The sequence below is a fragment of the Acetivibrio sp. MSJd-27 genome, from assembly GCF_018918095.1.
In the GTDB taxonomy this organism is placed as follows: Bacteria; Bacillota; Clostridia; order UMGS1840; family HGM11507; genus HGM11507.
Genome location: NZ_JAHLPV010000038.1, coordinates 1 through 25,740, shown reverse-complemented (window position 1 = coordinate 25,740; position 25,740 = coordinate 1). Strand labels below are relative to the sequence as shown.

Sequence of the window (25,740 nt, the reverse complement as noted above, 5' to 3'; positions counted from 1 at the left end):
ATGGTACTATAATAATAAAAGAATTAAAGCAAAATTAAAAGGATTGAGTCCGGTTCAATTCAGACTTCAATCCTGTTGTGTAGCTTGAAAATTTTGTCTAACTTTTTGGGGTCAGTACAGAGAGGGCGGTTACTTTGCTTTTATAGCAAATGCGAATATTGAAATCATAATCAAAAGAGTAACTTTCAATATGTATCTCATTCGCACCACCCCCTTTCGGGTGTGGCAACCGTCCTCGATCTACCCATATCTGCTGAAAACAGTATCATTTAAGAAAACGGAAAAGTCAAGCGCTTATATGGAAATAGGCGCTTTTTTATGTTGTTTTATAATTCTACGTCAATCGTTCCATTTTCTTTCTCATATTTTTCTACATAACATTCCAAAGCATACTCTATTTCTTTATTTGCAGAACGTTTATGTTTTACTGCAATGACCTTTATTTTTTCCATTAATTCTTCTGATATTCTCAATGGAAATGGCGAATAGTAATTTCCCATAATGGCACCTCTTTCAATTTGATATCAGAATTATATCTAAATGAATGTAAATTATAAGAATTCATATTGACATCAATTTGAAATCATGTTATTCTAATATTATGGATTTATATTACATATTTTATAAATATAAGATAGAGGGAAGAAAGGAAACAAAATGCAAAATCGGTTAGAAAGGACATTATTTCTCACGGGAGAAAACAGTAAATTGACCAGAACGAAGGCAAATCAATTGATTGAAGATTGTTTGAAGGAAGGGTGCCGCTATTTTATTTGCGGCATGAAAAATAAAACGGATCTTTTACTGATTCAGCAGCTGAAAAGCTATAAGGCGTTGGGCAGAAACATCAGGCTGGAGCTGGTATGTTCGGACGATTCTCTGAAATTGTCTCTGGCGGAAGAACAGCAGGTTTTTCAAGGTTGTGATGAATTCTGTCTCATCGATAATTTTACAAGAGACAAAACGAAACAGAAAGCCTATCTTTGCAAAAGGGCGGACAGAATTTGCATGATTTAAAACAGACCGGGACGTATCTATCCCGGTCTGTTTTTTCAAAACGATATTTTGACGAACGAAAAAATGTGTTTGCTATTCGCCCAAACCCTCGATAAAGGTGATTGGCAATCCGAACAGGATACCAGTATCCGGCTTGTGAAGGCCTCCGGTAACCGTATGCACAATCTGCTTTACATCCTCCACCTGTTCATCCTTTACGGCCATTAAAACCGTTTTGTTTTCTTCCAAATCCGGATCCAACAACATTTTCAGCGTGTTTAAAAAACGTTGATTTTTGCTGCCGGACAGAAGTCTTGCCATACCGGTGGAGTCAATCACGGTCGCTCCCTTCAGCCCGTAATCAGCGAGGGAGGAAAGCAGGTCCTCCAGAAGCTCAACCCGGTTTAATATCAATACCAGCAATTGCATATTAGAATCCCCTTTCTTATGTGTTTTCTATATGGTTCCATATTGACACAGGAAGCTTGCTTTGCAAGCAATTGAAACGTATGCCATTTTCATATGGGTTAGACGGGAAAAGCAGGACTCTCCCCTACAGGATTCTATTATAACGCAGAATGCGGAAAAAAGAAACCGGTTGAAAGAAAATTAAAAGGGATTTTCGGGATCCTTTTTCTTTTTTTCTTTGTAAATTCGGAATTCAAAATAAAACACGGTGCCAAGGATAAGCGAAAATAGGATAATCGGAAACCACCTCGGCAGAGCGTTCTGCGATCCGACGTTAAACAGAAGCCATCCAAAGAAACCGCAGAGAAACAGCTTGATCCAAAGAAGCATGCTGCGCATATAGCCATAAACAGCAGCTCGGTTTCTGTCCGTGATGCCGGACGGCATATTCCAGCTGTCCGGAAACAGATTCACGACTGTCAGCAGAATATAAATTCCAAAACAGAACAGGAAGAGCCAGATTATCATAAATTTGTCTCCCCAGGCGTCCGCCTCTCCCTCCCAGGTAAAATGAATTGGGATCTGAGCGGGAAGGGATGGGTAGCAGTTTATGAGATAGAGCCCCGTGAGAATTAGCAGAAGAAGGGAAAGCCCTTCCAAAATTTTATGTATCCATGTGAATGGAAGTTTCTGCATAAAAGCTCCTTTCTTTTGTTACTGGAGTTCCAAAATATCATCACGGATCATGGATTCCTGTGTTTCCAGATTGGTGTAAGAATTTGGAACGTCACCGACGATGACTGTCTCCGCAATGGGAATCTGGGTTGTCACAGTGGCGGAGATTGGGTTGGAGTTGGGTATCATAATATGGATGGTTGTGTCTACTTTTAGCTGAATCTGATGGCGTGTTTGGTTGATTCCCGCCGCGTCAAAAAGATTGATGAAATCCACCCTGGTCAAACCGTCCGACAGTACGCCGATTTGCATGCGGGGACCCATACCCGAAAGAACATCGATTCCCAGCACGTTTCCCAAGGGGATACGCACGCCGAAGTGATCAATTTTTTGAATATTCTGATCGATGGCAATCACCAGCTGGGATTTTAACCGGTTCATCGCAACGATGTTGGAGACCACGGCGGTTACTTTTTCGCCGTCTCCCTTCATCAGGGAGATCAAATCCTCATAGGAGGTGTCCTTCATGACATCCGAAACACTGCTGTTAACCGCTTGAATGGCCAGACTGTTTGCCTGGGTTTTCGCCATAGTGAACAGAATAGGGCGGAATTGAAACAGATAAATATAGAGGAAGTAGCAAATGAGGGCAGCCACCATCGCAAGCAGAAAGAATTTTTTTGGATTGCCTGTCCGCCGTTTTGTATTCCGCATTCCACGGCGGCGCCCCATCCGCATCCGGAAGCCCAGCCTGTTTTTCATTCTTCTTATCCGAACCGACAAGGAAACCACCTCCGCTGTTATTATATGTTCAATCTATGCCAAGTATCAGCAAAGGTGCATATTTTTTTACAAAGCTTCCTGCCGCCCGGAAAAGCGGAGGAAACAATGAAGCAGGGCTCCCTTTCCGCCTACATTTTTTTCGCATAGTAATTGGAAAAAACAATCACGAGAACCGCCTCCAAGACAATCAGCGCACAAGCCGATAAAAGAATCACTTTATCCGCACCGATAAATCCCAGAATCAGCACAAAGGCTAAAAGGGCATAATTCATGATTCTGGCAGTCATATATCCGGCTTTCTCACGGATTCTTGTGTTGCGTTCATCCTTCATCTCGATTTCTTTTGCGCGGAGAATCTCCTCATCCTCTGACGCCGAGATCAAAAAGGTGCGGATCAATCCACCCAATCCTAATCCAACCGCCGCCGATCCGGCTCCGATACAAAGACCCGAGAGCATTTTCAGAGACTCGCCTGTCAGGACATAAAATCCTGTCAGCACCGCAATGACGCCTGCTAATGCTGTGATCGCCCAGAGAAACCGTTTCATTCTTCTTCCTCCTCATAAATGAATATTTCTTCCACCGTCAAACCAAAAAATCGCGCAATTTTCATTGCCAGGATAAGAGAGGGGTTATACCGTCCGTTTTCCAGCGAGCTGATGGTTTGGCGTGAAACAGCGAGCGCCGCTGCCAGTTCTTCCTGGCGGAGTCCTTGCTGTTTCCGGATCGCTTCCAGCTTGTTTTTCATTTTTTCACCTCTAAAAGGAAAGTAAACTTTACGTTCTGAAAATAACATATCCGTTTCAAAATGTCAAGCATACTTTCCAATTTGGAAGAAGAATTTTATTTTATCTCCTTTTTTCTCGGATTTCAGAGAGAAGTTCTTCTATAAATTTTTCGAGAGGCAGCACGCGGTTTTCTCCGTTCTCCCTGCTGCGTATCGAAACCGTACCATCCGTTTCCTCCTTTGTGCCTGTGATAAGCATATACGGCACTTTTTCCATCTGCGCTTCCCGAATGCGATAGCTGATTTTTTCCGGTCGTTCATCCAGTTCACAGCGAATTCCACTGTCACGGAGCGCTTCATAAATCCGGTTGGAATAAACGCTGTTTTTCTCGGAAATCGGAAGGATTTTTACCTGCACAGGGGAAAGCCACACAGGAAATTTCCCAGCATAATGTTCAATCAAAATACCGATGAAACGCTCTACCGATCCGAACACAACCCGATGAATCATAATCGGACGGTGTTTTTCTCCGTCCGATCCGGTGTATTCCGCCTGGAAGCGCTGGGGAAGCTGAAAGTCCAGCTGGATTGTGCCGCACTGCCAGGTTCTGCCCAGAGAATCCTCCAGGTGAAAATCGATCTTCGGGCCGTAAAAAGCGCCGTCTCCCTCATTTATCCGATAGGGCAGTCCGGTTTCCTCCAGCGCATGGATCAAACCGTTTGTGGCGTCCTCCCAGTCGCGGTCGCTTCCCATGCTGTCCTCCGGCCGGGTGGAGAGTTCCACATGATATTGAAATCCGAAGAGACGGTAAACCTGGTCAATCAGACGGATAACCCCTTTGATTTCTGAGGTGATCTGCTCCCGGGTCATAAAAATGTGCGCGTCATCCTGGGTAAAGCACCGCACCCGCATAAGCCCGTGAAGAGCGCCGGATTTTTCATGCCGGTGCACCAGACCCAGCTCCCCGATCCGCATGGGCAAATCCCGGTAAGAACGGGGCTGGGATTGATAGACCAGCATACCGCCAGGGCAATTCATCGGTTTTATGGCAAACTCCGTTTCGTCGATTTTCGTGGTATACATATTTTCTTTATAGTGATCCCAGTGTCCGGAAGTTTCCCACAGGGAGCGGTTGAGCATCATAGGGGTGGAAATTTCCAGGTATCCCTCCTGCCGGTGGAGTTCTCGCCAATAGTCTGTCAGCAGATTTTTCAGAACCATACCTTTCGGCAGGAAAAAAGGGAAGCCGGGTCCTTCCGGCATGAGAGCGAACAGCTGAAGCTCTCTGCCCAGTTTGCGGTGATCCCGTTTTTTGGCCTCCTCTATTTTTTCCAGATGTGCATCCAGAAGGGATTTCTTTGGGAAAGCGGTGCCGTAAATCCTTGTGAGCATTTTGTTTTTTTCATCTCCGTGCCAGTACGCTCCGGCAACGGAGGTGAGCTTGATCGCTTTCACCTGTCCGGTGGAGGACAAATGGGGACCGGCGCAGAGATCGGTGAAATCCCCCTGACGGTAAAAGCGAATGTCCGATTCCTTCGGCAAAGCTTCTATCAATTCTGTTTTATAGGGTTCCTCCCGCATTTGTACCAGCGCTTCCTCTCTGGAGAGCGAGAAGCATTCCAAGGGCAGGTTCTGCCGAATGATTTTTTTCATCTCCGCCTCAATATTGGGAAGATCGCTTTCGGTGAGCGGCACCGGAAGATCAAAATCATAGTAAAAACCGTCGTCAATCGCCGGTCCGATTGCCAGCTTTGCGCCGGGATACAGCCTTTTGACCGCCTGCGCCAAAATATGGGAGGCGGTATGGCGGAATGCCTTTTTTCCCTCCGGATCCGCAAAAGTCAAAATCTCAACCTGCGCGTCTTTGCCGACAACCGTGCGCAAATCCACGGTTTTGCCATCCACCCTTCCCGCGCAGGCCTGTTTTGCCAGATCGGGAAGGATGGAAGCGGCTATCTCGGAAAGAGCCAGCGGGGAGGAATACTCCCTTTCCAGTCCGTTTTGCAGTGTGAGTTTCATAAAAATCATCCTTTCATTTTGTAGATTACAGTGTTTTCAAAAGACGTGTCTGCCCGAGAGGAGATCAAAAAAGCACCCTCGGACATATCATCCAAGGGTGCATTCTTAAGCGAAGCACGGTTCCACCTTGATTTTTCACTCAGGTTCCAGCAAACCTTAGCCTTTTACGCAGGCATACGGCGGCATTCATCACACCACAGCTCGGGAGTGGTCTTCGCCATCCGCTCTACAGAAAGGGAATTTCAGCAGGTATCCCTTCTCTCTGGCTGTGTTTCGGAGGTTACTCTTTCCGTCATTGCTTTTTCATTCAGTTTTTGTTATTATAGTCCTGCTTTTTTGTTTTGTCAAGTACAGAATGTGAAAACTTTTGGGATATGTTGATCTATTTTTTGTGGAAATAATATGTACAGTGGTTTCTTTCTATGGTATAATATGCGCAGGGCATATTATACCGTTATGTCCAAGCTTCTTGTCCGGAACAAGTCCGGACAACCGAAGCCTATGGACAATGATACCATGAAAAGCGTTGCTTTTATGGTATCATAAGCAAAAAGAGCAGCAGATACGGAAGAAAAGGCATATCGATTTTTCCGGCTGGCGAACGAAGTTCGCCCCTACGAGATGGAGTTTTCTTCCATGAGAGCCGGACGGCAAATATCCGATCAATGGGAAGGAGAGAAAAGCCATGAAATGTCCCTATTGCAGCTATGAAGAAAGCAAGGTAATCGATTCCCGGCCTGTGGAGGAGGGAAACTCCATCCGGCGCCGGAGGGAATGTCTGAAATGCGGAGAACGTTTTACAACCTATGAAAAAATCGAGCATATTTCACTGGTGGTTGTGAAAAAGGACGGCACAAGAGAACAATTTGACAGGGAAAAACTGCTGGGCGGTTTGCTCCGCGCCTGTCAGAAACGCCCGGTTTCTATCGAACAGCTGGAAATCCTTGTGGATGATGTGGAAACAATCCTTTCTAACTCCCTGGAAAGAGAGGTAACCTCCCATCATATCGGAGAGCTTGTCATGGCGAAGCTGAAGGATATCGACGAGGTGTCCTATGTGCGGTTCGCTTCCGTATACCGTCAATTCAAGGACATCAACACCTTCATGGAAGAACTGAAAAAACTGCTTTCCCGGTAAAGCATTCGAGAGACGAACATCATGTGGAGTTCGACGCTCTATGCTTAGACGGGAAAAAGATACGCATCATTCAATAAGGGCTTGCCCCGTCATTCAACGAGGACAAGGGCACTGCATAGCAGTGCCGCGATCAGCGGGAGAATGCACTCCCGCTGATCGCGGATATGGAACCCTCCGCCTCTAAGGCGGAGGACATCTTGACCGCAGTTATTTTGTGCAGAAAGGACAGGAAAATGATAGACCTTCACACGCACACCACGGCGTCCGACGGCTCCAAAACGCCGCGGGAGCTGGTAAAACTGGCAAAGGAAGCAGGGCTGACCGCTGTTGCGGTGACAGACCATGACAATATAGACGGTCTCAGCGAGGCCGTGCAGGCAGGGGAAGAACTGGGGATTTGTGTCATTCCCGGAATTGAACTGAGCGCAAAGTTTGAACGGGAGCTCCACATCGTGGGGCTTTTTATTGATTTTGAAAATGAAATGCTGGTACAAACCATCGCGGGACTGCAGGAATTTCGCAGAAAACGAAATGATTTTACACTGCGTAAGCTGCAGGAGCTGGGCTTTGCACTCTCCATGGAAGAGGTGCGCAAAATGGCTACCGGCAATGTGATGGGGCGGGCCCATTTTGCCCGTGCCATGGTGAAACAGGGTTATGTGGAAAGCACAAAGGAAGCCTTTCAGAAATATCTGGGCAATGGCAGACCTGCCTATTCTGCCAACCAGATGCTGACGCCAAGGGAGTGCATCGCCCTTATCCATCAGAGCGGCGGCTTGGCGTTTTTGGCACACTGTCATTTTCTGAAAAAAGAGGGAAAGGATTTTACCGATCTGGTGGATGAGCTGGTATCTTACGGATTGGATGGACTGGAAGGTTTTTATACGGAATATACGCCGGAAAAGCAGAAGGAATATTTAAAAGTCTGCCAAGACAAGGGGCTTCTGGTCAGCGGAGGCTCGGATTATCACGGCGTGATGAAACCGGATATCTCCATCGGGAGCGGCTTTGGCGGTTTAAATGTGCCGGATTGCTTGCTGGATCCGATGAGGGAGCGGTTGAAGTATGGAAGGAAAGAAGGATAAATTTATGAAATTAAACGACCATATCAAAGGGATTTTTCTGGACATTGGATGGACGATGTGCCGGCCAAAATCAGGCCATTGGTGGCTGAACGAGACCTTTTACCGTCTGGCGGATGAAGAGGGGATGGAGATGATAGACAAAGAACAGATGGAACAGGTGCTGGACGAGGCTTATCACCTTCTTTTGGAGAATCACCGTATGGATGATGAGGAGCAGGAACTCCAGCAGTTTTTTGCTTACTATACGCTCATTTCAGAACGCTTGCCGGCTCTGGAACTGAACCGGGACAAGCTCTATGAGATCTCCCACGATCAGGTCTACAACGATGCGAACTACATTTTTTTCGACGATGTGGAGGAAACCTTACAGCGACTGAAACAGCGGTATAAGCTGGGAGTTATCTCGGATACCTGGCCGTCTCTTCGGCGGGTTCTGCAAAACGCAGGGCTGTCCGATTACTTTGACGGTATCACCTTCAGCTGTGATCTGGGCGTTTTCAAACCGGATGAGGCGCTTTACCGAGACGCTTTGAGAAAACTGGGGCTTTCCGGCCCGGAGACTGTTTTTGTGGATGACAATCCCATCTGCCTGGAGGGAGCAGAGAAAAGCGGCATTCTTCCCATCCTGATCAACCGCCCGGGAAAAGCAAGCATGCAGAGCAGGTTTGCCAGCATTGAAGCCCTGCGTGAGTTGGAATAGAAAATTGTATATTCGATCGAAAAACAGCTCTTTGCCATTTGAATGTTCCGAATGGCAAAGAGCTGTTTTTGTTTGAAGATGTTTTATGAAATATTATCTGCTTGCCAGGGTTAATGCACTTTTGCGCTGGCTGAAAAGGGTTCGTATGGTTTATAATTCGGATGCTAAATTTGCTCTTTTTATAAGATAGTATTCCTGAATTTTTTGATCTTTTGAAAAGTTATCAATGAAACAGAAATCATCACATCCACGATAAAGATCTTCTTGAATGTGTTGAGGAAGGTTCATATTTTTATCACTGCAAACCAATTCAACTGATATTCTTTTACCTTCCTGCTTTAAAAGTTTTAATGTTTTCAAAATCAGGATATCCGTTCTATTTTTAGCAAAGCATATGAAATAGGTATATCCCTCTTGTATAAGTCTGTATAATATTTTTCTTATTTCTTGTTCTGATATGCTTTTTTCTGTCAAAAAGAAAACTTTTTTCATGTGATGAAAGAAACCTCCTATTTTTCAATACTATGTATATATTATAACAAATTTTCAAAACATACGCAAGTGCGTATACGTTGAAACGTAATTTTTTGTAATATTCTCATGAGGTGATGGAAATGGGAGTGAAAGATCAAACGGTAAAAAGACTTCAGGAATTATGCAGGAATAACGAGATTAAGCTCAATAAACTGGCAACGATGTCCGGTGTGACTCCATCAACCGTATACAGTATGATGGATAGTCGGCGAAGGGATATCTCACTGGTAACACTTAAAAAGTTATGTGATGGTTTAGAGATAACGTTAGGCGAATTTTTCAGCACATCGGAATTTGATAATCTGGAACAAGAGATTAAATAGAAAAGGCGGTTTTCTGCTATGGGGGTAACAGAAAACCGCCTTTTCATGAGGAAATAAAATGAAGTTTTTTCGAGCAGTGAAAGCTCAAATATTTCAGCGTTAGCGAGTGGAACATGATATGGTTTGCACAGGCAAATTTGCCGCAATTCTGCGTCAAAATGCTCGCGAATACAATCCGTATTCCCTGTGCTTTTTCCTTGTCTTACAAAAAATTTGCTCTGTGAAAACTCTGCGACCCTGCACGCAGGAAAAATTTCGTTTTTTTGGTGCGTAAGGATGAAGCAAGGCTGGCGCCTTGCAAAACCGACAATCCGAAAAAGCGGAAATTTAACAAGTGCAGGGCATATCATATTCCACTCACTAACGCTTGAACCGGCAATTTTCCCGAAATGGTGAGGAACGGGATATCGTATTTTTGAATGCCGGATTAAATCTGAAATATGGAATCATCCGATATTTTCTTTTATTTTTTCAATGATGTGCTCTGCACTCAAACCGTAGATTTTTAAAAGCTCTGCGGCAGGGCCGGACATTCCAAATTTATCTTCCACACCAACCCGGACAACCTTTGTGGGGTGGTTTTCACAAACCACGCGGGAAACCTCGTCTCCCAAGCCGCCCAGCACATTGTGTTCCTCTGCTGTCAGCAGGAATTTGGTTTCCTTCGCCGCCTTTAATAGGATGTCCTCATCGATGGGTTTAATGGTATGAATATTGATAACACGGACTTGAATTCCTTCTTTGGCAAGGGTGTCCGCCGCTGTCAGGGCTTCGCTGACCATCAGTCCGGTCGCGATAATGGAAGCGTCGTTGCCCTCCCGCAAGGTAATGCCTTTGCCCAGCTCAAAATGGTAATTTGCATTGTCATTGATCACTGGAACGGCCAGCCTGCCGAAGCGCAGATAGACAGGACCCTCATGATCGTAAGCCGCCTTGACAGCCGCTTTTGCCTCCACATCGTCGGAGGGGGAGAGCACCACCATATTGGGAATGCTGCGCATCAGCGCAAAATCCTCATTGCACTGGTGGCTCGCACCATCCTCACCCACGGAGATACCGCCGTGGGTCGCGGCAATTTTCACATTCAGGTTCGGATAGCAGATGGAATTCCTCACCTGTTCAAAGGCGCGGCCAGCGGCAAACATGGCAAAGCTGCTTGCGAATACCACCTTTCCGGTGGAAGCCAGTCCCGCGGCGATTCCCATCATATTGCATTCCGCGATGCCGCAGTCGATAAAGCGATTCGGGTATGCTTTTTTAAAGATTTCTGTTTTTGTGGCTTTTGCCAGATCGGCGTCCAGAACCACGAGGTTTTCACAGGTTTCGCCCAGCTCTTTTAAAGCGTTGCCGTAACTCTCCCTGGTTGCTATTTTTTTCAATTCACTCATGGTTATGCCTCCAATCCTTTCAGAATTTCATCCAGATCCTTCATAGCGGTTTCATACTGTTCCTGATTTGGCGCAGCACCGTGCCAGGAGCACTGGTTCTCCATAAAGGAAACGCCTTTGCCCTTTATCGTTTTCGCGATAATAGCGGTAGGTTTGCCTTTTGTGGAAGCCGCTTCCCGGAAAGCGGCCGCAATCTCGTCAAAGCTGTGACCGTCAATGGCAATCACATGGAAGCCAAATGCCCTGAATTTATCCGTGATGGGATAGGAGGAACAGACTTCGTCCAATGTCCCGTCAATCTGAAGGTTATTGTTGTCCACCATAATGCAGAGATTATCCAGTTTATGATGAGCGGAAAACATGGCAGCTTCCCAAACCTGGCCTTCCTCAATTTCGCCGTCGCCCAACAGTGCATACGTTCTGTAATCTTTCCCCGAAAGCTTTGCGCTGAGTGCCATGCCGACCGCGGCAGAGATCCCCTGTCCTAAAGAACCGGTAGACATGTCCACGCCCGGGATATGTTTCATGTCAGGATGCCCTTGCAGCAAAGCGTTGACATGGCGGAGATTCCTTAATTCCTCCTCCGGGAAAAAGCCCTTTAAAGCCAGAACGGAATAGAGAGCGGGAGCGCAGTGCCCTTTGGAAAGGACAAAGCGGTCACGATCCTCCCACTTCGGATTTTTGGGATCTACCCGCATCTGCTCGAAATAGAGATAAGTCAGCAGATCGGAGCAGGAAAGGGAACCGCCCGGATGGCCGCTTTTTGCGTGAAAAGTTGATTCCACTACCCCTTTTCTGACCTTTGCGGCGATGATTTGATACTCTTGATTGGTCATTTTCTTTTTTTCCTTTCCGTGAACGCTTTGCGTGTTTTCCAAAAACAGCGTGCAAAGCATTTTATTGTTTCGGAACCGTTTCCCAATCTTTCAGGAAACGGTCAATGCCGGCAGTGGTAAGGGGATGACCGACCATCTGCTTGATAACGCTGTATGGCACCGTGGCGATATCGCATCCCGCTTTTGCCGCGTCCAGCACATGGATGGGATTGCGGATGCTTGCCGCGATGATCTCGGTCTCAATGCCGTGCAGCATAAAGATTTCGGCAATGTCTTTGATAAGCGCAATGCCGGGCTGGCCGATATCATCCAGCCTACCCAGGAAAGGGCTGACATAGGAGGCGCCGGCTCTCGCCGCAAGAAGCGCCTGTGCAGCAGAAAAAATCAGCGTTACATTGGTTCGTATCCCTTCGGACGCTAAAATTTTTACGGCCTTTAAGCCTTCCAGGCACATGGGAATTTTGATCACGATATTTTTATGGATTTTGACAAGCTCTCGGGCTTCTTCCACCATTTTGGGGGCTTCCAGAGAGATCACTTCCGCGGAGACTGGTCCGTCTACGATTTGGGTGATTTCCTTGACAACATCCGCAAAAACTTTTCCCTCTTTGGCGATCAGGGAAGGATTGGTGGTGACCCCGCAGATGACACCCAGATCGTTTGCCGCACGGATATCATCTACATTGGCAGTATCGATAAATAATTTCATACTGAAACCTCCTATGTGTTTCCTGTTGGAACAAATTTTTCATTTACTGAGAATTAGAATATACAAAAGCAGATGGATCTATTCGTTTTTCGAAATTGAAAACGTTTTCCTCTCCAGCATAAAAATTATAGGATAGTGGTTGCTACAGCCATCTCGCTTTGGGAAGTATCGACGCGAGTGTACTGCACGGTCAAATCCTTGTCACTCTCCACAACAATGGCATAGGGTGTATTGCTGGGAACGGGCTGCCCCTTGTCGTTTTTAATTTTGTCCATCCGGATGTGAAGCGTGCGTTCTGCATCCACGTTAACCGAGAAGCCGGTCATTTTCTCCCGATCCTCGAAATAAAGAGTCAGATGCACTTCAGCCGGTTCTGCGTTGGTATTCAATATGCAGATTGCCTCATGGCTTGGGAAAACACCATTGCTTTTGGTATGCCAGAAACCGTCTGGAATATACCATTTGTTTCTCATTTTGCAAACCTCCTTTTCCGAATCATTGATTTCTTCTTTCGAGGTGATTATACAAGATAATTTTTCAAATTGCAAGATCTATTTGAAAAATTCCAGAAAAATCTTTTATTGACAATGCACAAAAAAATTGGCTGTTTACAAATTGAAATTTGTGTGTTATACTGCAAGCATTAAAAATTGAATAGGAGGGATTTTCATGCTTGATATGCTTCGAAAACAGAATCAGGACATTGAAATTTTGACGGTGGAACATCCGCTTTTTAAACCATATGGAAGAGTGCACAGCCACATTCAGGTACCTAAGATGGCGGAATATGTGACGGGGCTTCCCATGCCGGAGGACGAAATTTATATTCCCTTGTGCACACAGCTGATGGAGATGCGGGAGGCCGAGTTTTTTACAAAGCAGGCTTATGCGCAGGTTCCCTGCCAGATCGGTTATTTCCTTTCTCACAATACCAAGCTCAATGCGCTGGAATATCATAAGTGCAGTGAGACTCTGGTTGTTCTGGAGGATGAGGTGGCTTTGCTGGGGAAGATAGAGGAGATTGAAAAGGATACCTATGATGTAGGAAAGATGAAAGCCTTTTTCTTTCCGAGAGGCAGTGTGATAGAGCTGTACGGAACAACGCTTCACTTTGCACCTTGCATGGCGACTTCCCGGGGAATCCGTCAGATTGTGGTTCTCTCACGGGATACCAATACGCCGCTTGCGGAGAAAGTGGAAAGCAAAGAGGGCGAAAACAAACTTCTTTTGGAGAGAAACAAATGGGTTATCGCACATGCGGAAGCCGGGAATCTAGTTGGACAGGGAGCACATGTCGGTCTGAATGGGAAAAACATTGAAATTAAACCGGTTTTGTTGTAAATATACAAGAAAGAAAAAATATTTTTCAAAAAACTATTGATTTTGCATGAAGGATATGCTATATTGAGGACAGAGGATTTCGGATAATCCTATTTTTTTAGGAGGATGTGAAAACGTTTTCCTTACGGAGTAGAGGATTTCCAATCCGGAAATTGATTGAGAAACAAAAATTGGAAAGGAGAGAAAAACCGATGTACAATCTTTTGGGCATCTATGAAAAGGCACTTCCGGCAGACATCAGCTGGCTGGAAAGGCTGCAGATGGCAAAAAAATGTGGGTTTGACTTTCTGGAGATTTCCATTGATGAAACCGACAAAAGACTGAATCGCCTGTACGCGGGAGAGGAAGAGCGAAAAGAGATAACAGACGCGATCTTTCAAACCGGCGTGACGATTCCGACCATGTGTTTCAGCGGTCACCGCAGATATCCGCTGGGGAGCCGGGATGAAAAAATTCGTGAGAAATCCTTGGACCTGATGGAACGGGCTGTTGAATTTGCGGCAAAAACCGGTATCCGTGTGATTCAGCTTGCCGGCTATGATGTCTATTACGAAGAGGGTGGAGAGGACACGAAACAGATGTTCATCGAAAACCTCGGCAAGTGCGTTAAAATGGCGGAGCGCCGTCAGGTGATGCTGGCTATTGAGATTATGGATACTCCTTTTATCAATTCCATCACAAAATATATGGAGTATGATGAATTGATAAAATCTCCCTGGCTTACGGTTTATCCGGATTTGGGAAATCTCAGCGCCTGGGGAAACGAGCCGCTGGAGGAACTGAAAAAAGGCTTTCACAGGATCACGGCGGTCCATATTAAGGACACGCTGGCTGTGACCGATACCTGTGCGGGCAAGTTCAAAGATGTTCCGTTTGGCAAAGGATGCGTTGATTTTGTAAAGTGCCTGCGCCTTTTGAGAGAACTCAATTATACAGGAACGTTTCTCATTGAAATGTGGAGCGAAAAGAGTGAGGATCCGGAAAGAGAAGTATTAAAGGCGAAACAGTGGGTGCTTGAGAAGCTTTCCGAAAGCGGATTTTAATAGGGATTGCGATAGGTTCTATGTTTGTGGTATACTAAAGAATATTCAGATAGAATCTAAAAAAAGAGGGAAGAACAATGGCGAATATTAAGGATGTGGCGAAAAAAGCAGGAGTCGGCATCTCGACGGTATCCCGGGTGATCAATGACACAAAAAATGTGAGTCCGGAACTTCGGGTTAAGGTGGAACGGGCGATTGATGAGCTGGGCTATTCCACAAACCAGATAGCAAGAGGTCTTAAAATTTCACAGACCAGAAATATTGCGGTGATTGTCACGGCGATTTCCCGTATCTTTTTCACCACCATTCTGGAAGGGATCAATAAAACAGCGGAGAAATACGGTTATTCTATTTATATCTCCGAGACAAATGACAGCCTGGAAACGGAGATAAAGCTGGTGCGGTCGTACCTCTCCCAGTGGGTGGACGGCATCATTATCGCATCAGTCGCTTACGGGGATGACAAGCGGGCTGAACGCTATGTGGCCGCCATGAGCAAGTTTAACAAAAAGGGTACCCGCATACCCGTTATCACACTGGAGTATCCGGTGGATAACGAGATGATTGACGCTATTGTTGTAGATCATGAAAAAGCTGCCTATGAGGCGGTAAGTCATCTGATTGACGTGGGAAAAAGGGATATTATGCATATCACGGTGCCTCTGAACACCTATATGGGACAGAAACGTGTGGAGGGCTATAAGCGGGCGCTCAAAGAGCATGATATTCCGCTGGATGAAACCATGATTGTGGAGGGGGATTACACTTCCCATCTTGGCTATAAGGCAGTGAACCGTTTTCTGGACGCGGGCAGGAAATTCGATGGAATTTTTGCAGCCAACGACCAGATGGCAGTGGGAGCTCTGCGTGCCTGCAATGAGCGGGGCATTATCCTGCCGGATGACGTGGCGCTGATTGGAAATGACAATGTGTTTGTGTCCTCCATCGTGGAGCCGTCGCTTTCTTCCATCGATGTACCGAGATATGAAATCGGCGCTACTGCCATGGAGCGGATGCATTATCTTCTGACCCACGGGGAGAAAAAAGAGAAAAAAAGAAAAATCATCACGCTGGATACCAAGATTGTTGTCCGTGAAACTACGGTAAAAGGGGAGCGGAACAATCTGAAATATCTGGATTGGTAATAGAGCAAAAAACGAGCTTTCTCCGCCTTTGCGGGCGGAGAAAAGATACGGTCCTCTGTTGAGAAATTGGGAGGGCTGGGTGCAGAGGAATTCGGAATCCATATTCTTCTGCATACGGGAAAGGAGTTGAAAATCATGAAATATCTGTTGGGAATTGACAACGGCGGGACATTTTCCAAGGCGGCGTTGTTTGATACCGATGGGAAGCAGATTGCTGTGGTGTCAAAGCAGACGGATGTGCTCACTCCCAAATCAGGATATACGGAGCGGGATATGAATGATTTGTGGCAGGCCAATGTCTACTGCATCCGCGAGGTGATTATACAGAGCAAAATAAAACCGGAAGAGATCGCAGGGGTATCCTTTTCCGGTCATGGCAAAGGTCTTTATATGGTTGAGGAAAACGGTTTCCCATCCTATCACGGTATTTTGTCCACGGATGCCAGAGCTTGGGAGTACGTTGAGAAATGGAACCAAAGCGACGTTAAGGATAGAGTATTTGAAAAATCTTATCAGGAAATTTTGGCTTGTCAGCCGGTGAGTCTTCTGGCCTGGTTTCGCGATAACAAGCCGGAGGTACTTGAGCGGACAAGATGGATTTTCTCGGTCAATGATTATATCCGTTTTCTGCTCACAGGAGAGGCTTACGGGGAGTACACCAATTTTTCCGGTGCAAATCTGGTGAATCTGAAGACACAGCAGTATGATGAAGAGCTTTTGGAATGCTTCGGATTATCCGGTATCATGGATAAGCTTCCTCCGCTGCGTTACTCAGCGGATATCTGCGGCAGAATCATCCGGTCAGCTGGTGAGGAAACCTTGCTGCCGGAGGGGATTCCGGTGGCGGGCGGAATGTTTGACGTGGATGCCTGCGGCATTGCCTCGGGGCTGGATGATCCCAAACAGCTTTGTATGATTGCCGGGACATGGAGCATCAATGAATATATCGCCAAACAGCCGATCACCGATAAGAGCGTTTCGCTGAATTCAATGTTTTGTATTCCGGGATATTTTTTGGTGGAGGAGAGCAGCCCTACCTCAGCGGGAAATTTCGAGTGGTTCGTCAAAAATCTGCTGAACAGCGAAAAAGAGTATGCAAAAAAGTTAGGCATCTCTGTCTATGAGCTGGCGGACCGGATGGTCAATGAGATCGATCCCGCTGACTGTAATGTGATCTTTCTCCCTTTCCTGAACGGATCCAATGAGGATGCCCTTGCGAAAGGAACCTTTATCGGTCTGACGTCTTATCACAAAAAGGTTCATATGATACGGGCAGTGTTCGAGGGAGTGGTATTCTCCCATGTAACCCATGTGAAAAAACTGCTGAAAAACAGGGAAAAGCCTGAGAGCATCCGCATTTCAGGCGGTGCGTCCAAATCGGATGTGTGGGTTCAGATTTTTGCGGACGCTCTGCAGATTCCGATTGATGTCATTGAAGACAAGGAGCTGGGCGCGCAGGGGGCGGCAATCGCCGCCGGGATCGCCGCCGGGATCTACCGGGATTATCCGGAGGGGATCAAACGGACGGTAAAAATCACCAAAACAATTTATCCCAGAGAGATCTATCAAAAGGTCTATGAAGAGAAATATAAAACCTACCGCACTGTGGTCGATGCACTTTCCGGTGCGTGGAAACGGTTCAAAAACGATTGACAGGAGGAGTGGAAATGAGTAAATTTCAAGCACTGAAGGAAAAGGTGCTGAAAGCAAATCTTTTGCTTCCCAAACATGATTTGGTGGTGTTCACCTGGGGCAATGTCAGCGAGATCGACCGGGAAAACAATGTGATAGCCATCAAACCCAGCGGGGTGGGCTATGAAGAAATGAAGGCCGAGGATATCGTGATAGTGGATATCGACGGGAACAGGGTCGAGGGAGATTTAAATCCTTCCTCCGACACGGCAACCCATCTGGAAATCTATAAAGCGTTTCCCGATGCAAACGGGGTGGTGCACACCCATTCCCAATGGGCAACCATTTGGTCGCAGGCAGGAAGGAATATTCCGGCTTACGGAACAACCCATGCGGATTATTTTTACGGAGAGATTCCCTGTACCAGGAAGATGACGGAGCAGGAGATCAAAGGCGAATATGAGAAAGAGACTGGAAAGGTCATCGTGGAAACCTTTGAAAAGCGTAGCATTCAAGGAATGCAGATGCCGGGCGTTCTGGTTCACTCCCACGGCCCCTTCTCCTGGGGGAAAGACGCCTATGATGCAGTGCACAATGCGGTGGTATTGGAGTATATTGCAAAAATGGCTTATGCGGCGGAACAGATTGTGAGTATTGAAAATAAACTGCCATCCATGCAGCCGGAGCTGATGGATAAGCATTTTCTGCGCAAACACGGCGCAAATGCGTATTACGGACAAGCTAAGAGATAGAAGAAAGGAAGCGGAAAAATGAGCAATGTGGAAAAAAATTATGAAATAGCAAAAGAGATGTATGCGAAAATCGGTGTAGATACCGACAAAGTTTTGAAAACGATGAAGGAAACGCCCATTTCCATTCACTGCTGGCAGATTGATGATCTGACCGGCTTTGAAAATCCGAACGCGGTTCTTTCCGGCGGGATTCAGGCAACCGGAAATGCACCAGGGAAACCGAAAAATAAACAGGAATATATCGAGAATCTGAACAAAGCTCTGGATTTGATTCCCGGCGCAAAGAAACTGGCTCTTCATGCGGTATATCTGGAGAACAACGGAAAAAAGATCGAGCGGGATGAAATTCTGCCGGAGCACTTCAAGGGCTGGGTGGACTATGCCAAAGACAAAAAAATCGGCTTGGATTTCAATCCGACTTACTTCTCCCATCCGCTGGCGGAAGACGGATTCACTCTCTCCTCCAAGGATGAACATGTGCGCAAATTCTGGATAGAGCACGGGAAACGGTGCCGTGATATCGGGGAGTACTTCGGCAAGGAACTGGGACAGAAATGTATCACCAACCACTGGATCCCAGATGGCTACAAGGACAATACGATTGACAAAATGGCGCCCCGGCTCCGCTTGATCGATTCTCTGGATCAGATTTTTGAAAAGAAAATGGATTGGAACCATAACACGGATTCGGTGGAGAGCAAACTGTTCGGTATCGGAAGCGAGAGTTATGTGACCGGTTCCCATGAATTTTATACCAACTACGTGACGGAGAAAAAGAATTGTATTCTATGTATGGATGTAGGTCATTTTCATCCAACCGAAACCGTTTCCTCTAAAATCTCTTCCTATCTGGCATTCGGTCAGGAACTGATGCTGCATGTCAGTCGTCCGGTTCGCTGGGACAGTGACCACGTGGTGATTCTGGATGACGAGACCAAAGCGCTGATGGCTGAAATTGTGCGGTATGACGCACTGGATAAGGTCAATATCGGGACAGACTTTTTCGACGCCAGCATCAATCGGATTGCGGCAACTGCGATCGGCGGAAGAAACGCGAAAAAAGCCTTAATGCTGGGTCTGCTGGAACCGACAAAGGAATTGATCAAGGTGGAAGCGGAGGATAATCTGACAAAGCGGCTTGCCCTCTATGAAGAGACAAAATCCATGCCTTTTGGTCTGGTTTGGGATATGTTCTGTGAAATGGAAAATGTTCCAAAGTCTGATTGGATCAATACGTTTTAAAATGTCAGATATGTAGAAAATATACACATTATTTATACATTGTGACTAAAAATATGAAAATATTATACAATCTATTGACAAATTCGTCAATAGATTGTATACTCGAAGCAAGAGAATTGTACGAAAAGAGAAGGAGGAAGCAACAATGGGAAAACGTTTACAAATAAAAGATACGGATCTTTCCATTTGCCCTTTGGGGTTTGGAACCGTAAACGCCGGGCTTGACTGGGACGGACAGGATGCTTTTGATATTTTGGAAAGCTATGTGGATCAGGGCGGAAACCTGATCGATACAGCAAGAATTTATTTTGACTTTGTCGGGACAGAAATTGCCAGAAGTGAAAGAGTGATCGGCCAGTGGCTGAAACACCGCGGAAAAAGAGATGATCTGGTGATCATCACCAAAGGCGGACACCCGCCGAAGGAAGATCTGCATCACAGCCGCATGAGCAAGGCGGACATGGAATATGATATCAACGCCAGCTTACAGAAACTCGGGATTGATGAGATTGATATTTACTTCTATCACAGGGATGACAAAAATCAGCCGGTTTCCGATTTGATTGATTTGATGGAAGAGTTTCGCAGACAGGGGAAAATCCGTTACTACGCATGTTCCAACTGGAATGCGGAGCGTATGGCGGAAGCGGACGCTTACGCAAAAAGCAAAGGATACCGCGGTTTTATCGCGAATCAGATGCTTTACAATATCGGCTCGAAGTATATGAAACCGTTTTCCGATGACACGATGGAAGCGATGGATGACAAGATGCTGACCTATCACAAAGCAAATCCACAGAATCTGGCAATGCCTTATTTCGGAGTTTGCAGCGGATTTTTTCACATTGCAGATGCAAAAGGGCTGGATGCGGTGAAAGATAGTCCGTATTACACGGAAAAAAATCTTGAAATTGTGAAAAAGGTGAACCAGCTGAGAGAAAAATATAACGCCTCCATTTCACAGATTCTGCTCGGATTTTTTTATACCAGGGAATTTCATTGTGTGCCGCTGTATGGTCCACAAAATCCAGAACAGTTAAAAGACGCAATGGGTGCATTGGAAATCAATTTTGATCCGCAGGATTTCATTTTTTAAATAAATCTTGAAATCATAGAAGAAAAGAGCAGAGGGAAGACGGACAAAACATCCGGGTTCCCCCCGCCCCTCCTTGAGGGGGACGGAAAAAAATCGTATGGGAGTTTTTACTATGAGTACTATCTTAAAATTAGAAAATATTCATAAGAGTTTTCCCGGCGTGCGTGCACTCTACAATATGCAGATTGAACTGGAGAAAGGAGAACTGCACGCTGTCTGCGGAGAAAACGGTGCTGGGAAATCAACGCTGATGAAGGTTATAACCGGAGTTTACAAGGCGGACAAAGGCGATATTTACCTGAACGGTGAGAAAATAACAATAAAAGAACCCAATGACGCCTATGGCAAAGGGATCGCAATCATTTTCCAGGAGACCAGTTTATTTAAAGATCTGACCGTGCTGGAAAACCTGTTTATGGGACATGAGCCAACCAGGAAGACTCTTGGATTTGTCAATCATATTGACTATCCGGCAATGATAAAAAAAGCCAAGGAGATCTTTGCATTCCTTGGGATTGATATTCCGCTGGATGCGAAGGTGGACAGCTTAGGTGTCGCCTCCAAACAGATGGTGGAGATCGCAAAAGCATTAACCTATGGTGCAAAAATTTTGATTCTGGATGAGCCGACCGCAGCATTGACGAACAAAGAGGTGCGCGCATTGTTTGACACAATTGCGAGATTGAAAAAGGACGGCATTTCCATGCTGTATATCAGCCACCGTATGGAAGAAATTTTTGAGATTGCGGATCGGGTTACGGTTATCCGAGACGGTGAATTTGTCAAGACCGCCAATATCGGAGATGTGACCGAAAAACAGCTGATTGCATGGATGGTTGGCCGTGAGATGGACGATCTGTATCCCAAGGTGGAGGTTCAAATTGGCAAACCCATTCTCAAAGTAGAACATCTCAGCAAGCGGAATGTTCTTTCGGATATCTCATTTGAGGTAAAACAGGGAGAGATCTTTGGGATTGCAGGCCTTGCAGGTGCAGGGCGGACAGAACTTGCAGAGTGCATCTGCGGTCTTATGAAGCATGAAGAGGGCAACGTATCCTTTTTGGATCAGCCTTTCAACGTAAAAAGTTATAGGGAAGCGATTGACAAGGGAGTTGTCTATGTATCGGAGGACAGAAAGAAATACGGTCTGATTGTCCCCATGACCATCAAGGAAAATATGACCCTTTCGGTTCTGTACAAGATTTCTAAGATGAGCTTTGTCAATTTCAAGAAAGAAAAAGGTATTATCGGCGATTATATGAGGAAGCTGGGTGTGAAAGCCCCCAATGAAGATTTTATTGTCGATAACCTTTCCGGCGGAAACCAGCAGAAGGTTCTGGTTGCAAAGGCTTTGGCCGCAGCGCCGAAAATTTTGATTCTGGATGAGCCAACACGGGGCGTTGACGTCGGAGCGAAAGCGGAAATCCACAGGATTATCAGCAATCTGGCAAAAGAGGGAATGAGCATTATCATGATTTCCTCGGATATGCCGGAGCTTCTCGGTATGAGCGATAGGCTCATGGTAGTGAAACACGGTAAGAAAATCGGAGAACTGGAACGGTCCGATTTTTCGCAGGAAAAAGTGCTGGAAATGGCACTGTAAAGGGGGTACTATTCAAATGGGCATTTCAAATAGAAATAGTATCTTATATGGTACGAAGAAATTTGTTGCTTCCAGAGAGGGTGTCCTAGGAGTATTTGCTGTTCTGTTCTTTGTGGTGCTGTGCTTCACGTCCAACTTTAGTACAGACTTATATTCCTATTTCAAGGATGTCTCGTATATGATACTTGCAGGACTGGCTTTGATGCTGGTTATCATGACAGGAAATATTGATATTTCCTCCGGTACGGTACTCGGCGTTGTCGGGTTTGTAGCCGGAAACTTACTGAAAATGGGTGTCCCGGTACCTTTTGTTATCCTTGCATCCATGCTGGTCGGTATGCTTAATTCCGCAATCATCGGCTTCATCACCGTGCGGTTCCGCGTACCTTCCATGGTTGTTTCCTTGGCGATGGTTAAGCTGCACATCGGTATTTTCCCGCTGCTTCCCAATGCGGGATGGGTATCCAATATGCCGCAGAGTGTCATTGATATGGGAAACACCAAAATCTTTGGATTTGTCCCTGTTTTGCTGCTCTTCTCGCTGGCGGTTCTTATTTTTCTCGTTTGGTTTATGAAATATACCAGATTCGGCAAAAAGATATATGCGGTCGGCGGAAGTGCGGAATCCGCAAAACTGGCGGGAATCAAATCCGACAAGGTTACGTTTATCGTATTTTTGATGTCCGGTGCGCTTCTGGGACTGACATCAGTCGTATTCTGGCTGCCCAGTTCACAGGTTCAGCCCAGCGGCACCATTGGTATGGATATGACATTTATCACGATTGCGGTTGTCTCCGGGGTCAGCATGCTTGGAGGAACGGGAAAACCCATCGGCGTTCTCTTTTCCGCCGCACTGATTGCCATGCTGCAGAGGGCATGTATTCTCTGGCAGCTTGGAAATGCCTGGCTCTATACCTTCTATGGAATCATCGTAATTATGGCTGTATTCAGCTCGGTTACTGACTTTGAAAAATTCAAAAGCAAATTTGCTTTCGGAAAAACAACTTCACTGAAAGGGAGGGCGTAACAATGAATAAAGAGAAACTGAAAAAAATCTTTTCTTACAACGTCATCCTGACATTGATTTTAATCGGACTTATCATTATGTTCGGCATTTTAATTCCGAAAGGCCGGTTCTTTCATCCCAGCATATTGCTTGGTACCACTACAGATATTGTATATCTGGGGATTATGGCTTTCCCGATGACGTTTATTATTCTGACCAGCGGCATTGATCTATCGGTTGGATTTTTAATGACCTCTACGGCGATGCTTTTCAGCACGATTTATCAGGCGACCGGAAACATTTTTATTGCAATGCTGGTGGCTTTAGCGGCAGGCTTAGTGTTCGGTGCGCTGAACGGTATTATCGTCGCGAATACAAAAATTCCGCCTTTTATTGCAACGCTGGGCACGATGAGTATTTTCCAGGGGATTACCTGGTTTATCGGAAACTCCCATTCCTATGCCAGCGGCAATATTCTGGTTGATATAGGAAACGGAAAACTGTTTGGTATCATTCCCAACCAGTTGGTTATACTAATTGTTGTATTTGTGATTTTTGATATTTTGCATGAAAGAAGTTCTATCGGCAGATATCTGCACGGTATCGGATATAATGAGGAAGCGGTTGAATTTTCCGGCGTGAGCATCAAACGCATCAAGTTTATTATATACACTTTATGCGGACTTATGTGTGCGCTTGCGGGACTTCTCTTCCTGGGCAGAAGCTTTGAGATCAACTCCACAACAGCCATGAATTTGAATATCGAAGTGATCACTCTGGTTGTTTTGGGCGGGACAAGTACTGCAGGCGGTGTAGGCAGTATGCGCGGCACATTGATTGCAACTCTCATTATCGGGGTGTTGAAAAAAGGCTTATCCCTGATGGGAATGAGCGGCGATGTATACAATTTCATTTTGGGGGCTGTGTTGGTTGCCAGTTTGATTGCATTTGCATATCTGGAAAAAAGAAAGAAAATTGCGAGCAGAAATATGGCAATCAAAAATTTAAATGATTCCATGGACAAAGCCGAAGAGGAAACTCCGGTTTCGGCTGTGAAATCTTAGAGATGTGCTCTTTGATTTTCTACTGTATCAATATGGGTAGAATACCCAATTCATATTAAAAAATAAAAAGCGGAGGAAAAAATCATGAAAAAACTCATCGCATTAGCACTATCCATGACTATGGTTGCAGCAGTAGGGCTGACAGGCTGCAGTGGCGGAAATGAAAGTGATCCCAATGCAACAAAATCTCCATCTGGATCCGGCGACAAAGTTTCCATACAGTTTATCCCCAAAGTACGGCAGGAAGCGTTTTGGAATGCCGTAGAGGCAGGTGCTAAAAAAGCGGCGGAAGACTTGAACGTCGACTTGACCATTCAGGGAGATCCGGCTGGCTCCAACACTGCGGCAAAACAGGCACAGTATGTGGAATCCGCAACAGAACTGGGCGTAGATGCGATTGCGTTTGCGGCTTTGGATTCTAACACCACCGATGCTGCTCTTCAGGCCGCTATGAAAGCCGGCATTAAAGTAATCGGTTTTGACTCTGACCCGGGTGCGGAAGCAAGAGACTGGTTTGTAAACCAGGCGGATCCGGAGGGTATCGCAATTGCTTGTCTGGATGACATGGCGGAACAGATGACCAAAAAAGGATTTACAGCTGACAAAAAAGCAAGAATCTATATCGTTTCCACCAATCCTACCACGCCGAATCAGAACACTTGGATTGAAAATATCAAGAAAACTTATTATGAAGATTATACCATCCCGCTGGGAAGTGACGGCGCAATTGATTTTACAAAAGCAAAAGCAGATACCAAGGCAAACACTTATAAAGTAAAAGAAAAATATGCTATGCTGGATGTAAAGGTTGATCCGGACAAGGATATCATCTATGGCGCTGACGATCACACAACTTCCAAAACACAGATTTCCAACAAACTGGCTGCGGATCCCAGCACAAACGGTATCATTGTTCTGACCACCAATGCGATTGCGGCAACCAACGACTCCATCACAGAGAAGAATATGCAGGACAAATGCATTTTCAACGGTATCGCGGTTCCTTCCGATTCCAAAGCATATTTGGAAAGCGGAGTTATGAGCAAAGTGGTTCTGTGGCAGGCTTATGATCTGGGTTATCTGGCTGTCGAAGCAGCCTATAAATCGGTCAAAGGCGAGCTGAAAGACGGTGACACTTCTATGACCTCCAACTTGTCCGGCAAGGATCAGGTAGAGGGTGCTTCCAAGTATGACGCATCTCACAAGATTTCCGGCAAAGAGATCATTCTTGGAAATCCGGCTGTATTCACCTTGGAAACAGCAGACAAATTCAAAAAATAGTTCTGCTGGCATGATTGGGCCCACACCATAAAATTCCTATAAATAAAAGAAAATCATCCCGGGGATTTTTTCCCCCGGGATGATTCAGCCTGTCGAAAAACGCATGGATTCCATCAAGCGAATCCACGCGTTTTTGTGTCTATTGGGAATAAAAACATGAGTATCCGATGCAGCGTGCCATGGTTCCCATCCCGCCACTTCCACATGGCCAGC

29 protein-coding genes are annotated in these 25,740 nt (G+C 45.8%); 17 read left to right on the top strand and 12 right to left on the bottom strand.

Annotated features, from left to right (window positions below; all coding sequences use genetic code 11):
- Positions 1-88: IS3 family transposase (locus KQI32_RS10755; RefSeq protein WP_216425076.1), on the top strand; the 88-nt coding region annotated here is incomplete at its 5' end.
- A gap of 238 nt (positions 89-326) precedes the next feature.
- Here KQI32_RS10755 and KQI32_RS10750 read toward each other — a convergent pair.
- Positions 327-500 carry an Arc family DNA-binding protein gene (locus tag KQI32_RS10750; protein ID WP_177689619.1) on the bottom strand — a complete coding sequence of 58 codons (174 nt, stop codon included), beginning with the start codon at positions 498-500 and terminating at the stop codon, positions 327-329.
- A 208-nt stretch (positions 501-708) separates the two neighbouring features.
- Between KQI32_RS10750 and KQI32_RS10745 the strand changes: the two genes are divergently transcribed.
- The gene (locus KQI32_RS10745) at positions 709-1,017 is read left to right on the top strand and encodes a hypothetical protein (protein ID WP_216425073.1); all 309 of its coding nucleotides are present in this window, start codon (positions 709-711) and stop codon (positions 1,015-1,017) included.
- Between the two features lie 72 nt (positions 1,018-1,089).
- On the opposite strand, the gene KQI32_RS10740 is transcribed toward KQI32_RS10745, so the two are convergent.
- The 6 genes from KQI32_RS10740 to thrS form a co-directional block, all read right to left on the bottom strand.
- Positions 1,090-1,425 (bottom strand): hypothetical protein, encoded by a 336-nt coding sequence (locus tag KQI32_RS10740; protein ID WP_177689616.1) that lies wholly within the window; start codon positions 1,423-1,425, stop codon positions 1,090-1,092.
- Between the two features lie 180 nt (positions 1,426-1,605).
- Positions 1,606-2,100 carry a DUF1648 domain-containing protein gene (locus tag KQI32_RS10735; RefSeq protein ID WP_216425071.1) on the bottom strand — a complete coding sequence of 165 codons (495 nt, stop codon included), beginning with the start codon at positions 2,098-2,100 and terminating at the stop codon, positions 1,606-1,608.
- Positions 2,101-2,118: 18 nt separating this feature from the next.
- Complete coding sequence (gene yunB, locus KQI32_RS10730; protein ID WP_216425069.1) at positions 2,119-2,862, bottom strand: sporulation protein YunB; 744 nt, start codon at positions 2,860-2,862, stop codon at positions 2,119-2,121.
- Positions 2,863-2,990: 128 nt separating this feature from the next.
- Positions 2,991-3,410 carry a hypothetical protein gene (locus KQI32_RS10725; protein WP_177689613.1) on the bottom strand — a complete coding sequence of 140 codons (420 nt, stop codon included), beginning with the start codon at positions 3,408-3,410 and terminating at the stop codon, positions 2,991-2,993.
- Positions 3,407-3,610 carry a helix-turn-helix transcriptional regulator gene (locus KQI32_RS10720; protein WP_177689611.1) on the bottom strand — a complete coding sequence of 68 codons (204 nt, stop codon included), beginning with the start codon at positions 3,608-3,610 and terminating at the stop codon, positions 3,407-3,409. Before KQI32_RS10720 ends, KQI32_RS10725 begins: the two co-directional genes overlap by 4 nt.
- Positions 3,611-3,710: 100 nt before the next feature.
- On the bottom strand, positions 3,711-5,609 hold the full coding sequence (thrS, locus tag KQI32_RS10715; protein ID WP_216425064.1) for a threonine--tRNA ligase: 1,899 nt from the start codon (positions 5,607-5,609) through the stop codon (positions 3,711-3,713).
- 685 nt (positions 5,610-6,294) lie between these two features.
- Between thrS and nrdR the strand changes: the two genes are divergently transcribed.
- The 3 genes from nrdR (at position 6,295) to KQI32_RS10700 (ending at position 8,532) form a co-directional block, all read left to right on the top strand.
- Positions 6,295-6,747, top strand: coding sequence for a transcriptional regulator NrdR (gene nrdR / locus KQI32_RS10710; protein ID WP_216425060.1), 453 nt, complete (start codon positions 6,295-6,297; stop codon positions 6,745-6,747).
- A 197-nt stretch (positions 6,748-6,944) separates the two neighbouring features.
- The gene (locus KQI32_RS10705; RefSeq protein WP_216425052.1) at positions 6,945-7,832 is read left to right on the top strand and encodes a PHP domain-containing protein; all 888 of its coding nucleotides are present in this window, start codon (positions 6,945-6,947) and stop codon (positions 7,830-7,832) included.
- On the top strand, positions 7,813-8,532 hold the full coding sequence (locus tag KQI32_RS10700; RefSeq protein ID WP_216425050.1) for an HAD family hydrolase: 720 nt from the start codon (positions 7,813-7,815) through the stop codon (positions 8,530-8,532). The genes KQI32_RS10705 and KQI32_RS10700 overlap by 20 nt, the downstream gene beginning before the upstream one ends.
- A 150-nt stretch (positions 8,533-8,682) precedes the next feature.
- Here KQI32_RS10700 and KQI32_RS10695 read toward each other — a convergent pair whose 3' ends face one another.
- Positions 8,683-9,024 carry a hypothetical protein gene (locus KQI32_RS10695; protein WP_216425048.1) on the bottom strand — a complete coding sequence of 114 codons (342 nt, stop codon included), beginning with the start codon at positions 9,022-9,024 and terminating at the stop codon, positions 8,683-8,685.
- Between the two features lie 122 nt (positions 9,025-9,146).
- Between KQI32_RS10695 and KQI32_RS10690 the strand changes: the two genes are divergently transcribed.
- The gene (locus KQI32_RS10690; protein ID WP_177691765.1) at positions 9,147-9,389 is read left to right on the top strand and encodes a helix-turn-helix transcriptional regulator; all 243 of its coding nucleotides are present in this window, start codon (positions 9,147-9,149) and stop codon (positions 9,387-9,389) included.
- A 446-nt stretch (positions 9,390-9,835) separates the two neighbouring features.
- On the opposite strand, the gene KQI32_RS10685 is transcribed toward KQI32_RS10690, so the two are convergent.
- The 4 genes from KQI32_RS10685 to KQI32_RS10670 form a co-directional block, all read right to left on the bottom strand.
- A complete protein-coding gene (locus tag KQI32_RS10685) occupies positions 9,836-10,777 on the bottom strand; it encodes a transketolase family protein (RefSeq protein ID WP_216425047.1) in 942 nt (313 codons plus the stop codon).
- Positions 10,778-10,779: 2 nt separating this feature from the next.
- Complete coding sequence (locus KQI32_RS10680; protein ID WP_216425046.1) at positions 10,780-11,613, bottom strand: transketolase; 834 nt, start codon at positions 11,611-11,613, stop codon at positions 10,780-10,782.
- 61 nt (positions 11,614-11,674) lie between these two features.
- Positions 11,675-12,322: a fructose-6-phosphate aldolase gene (gene fsa, locus KQI32_RS10675; RefSeq protein WP_177691358.1), complete on the bottom strand. Its 648-nt coding sequence runs from the start codon at positions 12,320-12,322 to the stop codon at positions 11,675-11,677.
- A 125-nt stretch (positions 12,323-12,447) separates the two neighbouring features.
- Entirely contained in the window at positions 12,448-12,795 is a 348-nt protein-coding gene (locus tag KQI32_RS10670) for a sensory rhodopsin transducer (RefSeq protein WP_177691359.1), read from the bottom strand.
- 196 nt (positions 12,796-12,991) lie between these two features.
- Between KQI32_RS10670 and KQI32_RS10665 the strand changes: the two genes are divergently transcribed.
- From KQI32_RS10665 to KQI32_RS10615, 11 genes are all read left to right on the top strand, one after another.
- The gene (locus KQI32_RS10665; protein ID WP_216425043.1) at positions 12,992-13,663 is read left to right on the top strand and encodes a DUF4867 family protein; all 672 of its coding nucleotides are present in this window, start codon (positions 12,992-12,994) and stop codon (positions 13,661-13,663) included.
- A 191-nt stretch (positions 13,664-13,854) separates the two neighbouring features.
- Complete coding sequence (locus tag KQI32_RS10660) at positions 13,855-14,706, top strand: L-ribulose-5-phosphate 3-epimerase (protein WP_216425041.1); 852 nt, start codon at positions 13,855-13,857, stop codon at positions 14,704-14,706.
- A gap of 77 nt (positions 14,707-14,783) precedes the next feature.
- Positions 14,784-15,851 (top strand): LacI family DNA-binding transcriptional regulator, encoded by a 1,068-nt coding sequence (locus tag KQI32_RS10655; RefSeq protein WP_216425039.1) that lies wholly within the window; start codon positions 14,784-14,786, stop codon positions 15,849-15,851.
- Between the two features lie 135 nt (positions 15,852-15,986).
- Complete coding sequence (locus tag KQI32_RS10650; protein WP_216425037.1) at positions 15,987-17,504, top strand: FGGY-family carbohydrate kinase; 1,518 nt, start codon at positions 15,987-15,989, stop codon at positions 17,502-17,504.
- Positions 17,505-17,518: 14 nt separating this feature from the next.
- Entirely contained in the window at positions 17,519-18,235 is a 717-nt protein-coding gene (locus KQI32_RS10645) for an L-ribulose-5-phosphate 4-epimerase (protein WP_177691364.1), read from the top strand.
- A gap of 18 nt (positions 18,236-18,253) precedes the next feature.
- Positions 18,254-19,477, top strand: a complete 1,224-nt coding sequence (locus KQI32_RS10640; RefSeq protein ID WP_177691365.1) for an L-rhamnose isomerase — start codon at positions 18,254-18,256, stop codon at positions 19,475-19,477.
- A gap of 145 nt (positions 19,478-19,622) precedes the next feature.
- Positions 19,623-20,573, top strand: coding sequence for an aldo/keto reductase (locus KQI32_RS10635; RefSeq protein WP_177691366.1), 951 nt, complete (start codon positions 19,623-19,625; stop codon positions 20,571-20,573).
- Positions 20,574-20,685: 112 nt separating this feature from the next.
- On the top strand, positions 20,686-22,176 hold the full coding sequence (locus tag KQI32_RS10630; protein WP_177691367.1) for a sugar ABC transporter ATP-binding protein: 1,491 nt from the start codon (positions 20,686-20,688) through the stop codon (positions 22,174-22,176).
- A 178-nt stretch (positions 22,177-22,354) separates the two neighbouring features.
- A complete protein-coding gene (locus KQI32_RS10625) occupies positions 22,355-23,203 on the top strand; it encodes an ABC transporter permease (RefSeq protein WP_216425035.1) in 849 nt (282 codons plus the stop codon).
- A 2-nt stretch (positions 23,204-23,205) separates the two neighbouring features.
- A complete protein-coding gene (locus KQI32_RS10620) occupies positions 23,206-24,246 on the top strand; it encodes an ABC transporter permease (protein WP_177691369.1) in 1,041 nt (346 codons plus the stop codon).
- Between the two features lie 84 nt (positions 24,247-24,330).
- The gene (locus KQI32_RS10615) at positions 24,331-25,527 is read left to right on the top strand and encodes a substrate-binding domain-containing protein (protein WP_177691370.1); all 1,197 of its coding nucleotides are present in this window, start codon (positions 24,331-24,333) and stop codon (positions 25,525-25,527) included.
- Positions 25,528-25,740 lie beyond the last annotated feature (213 nt).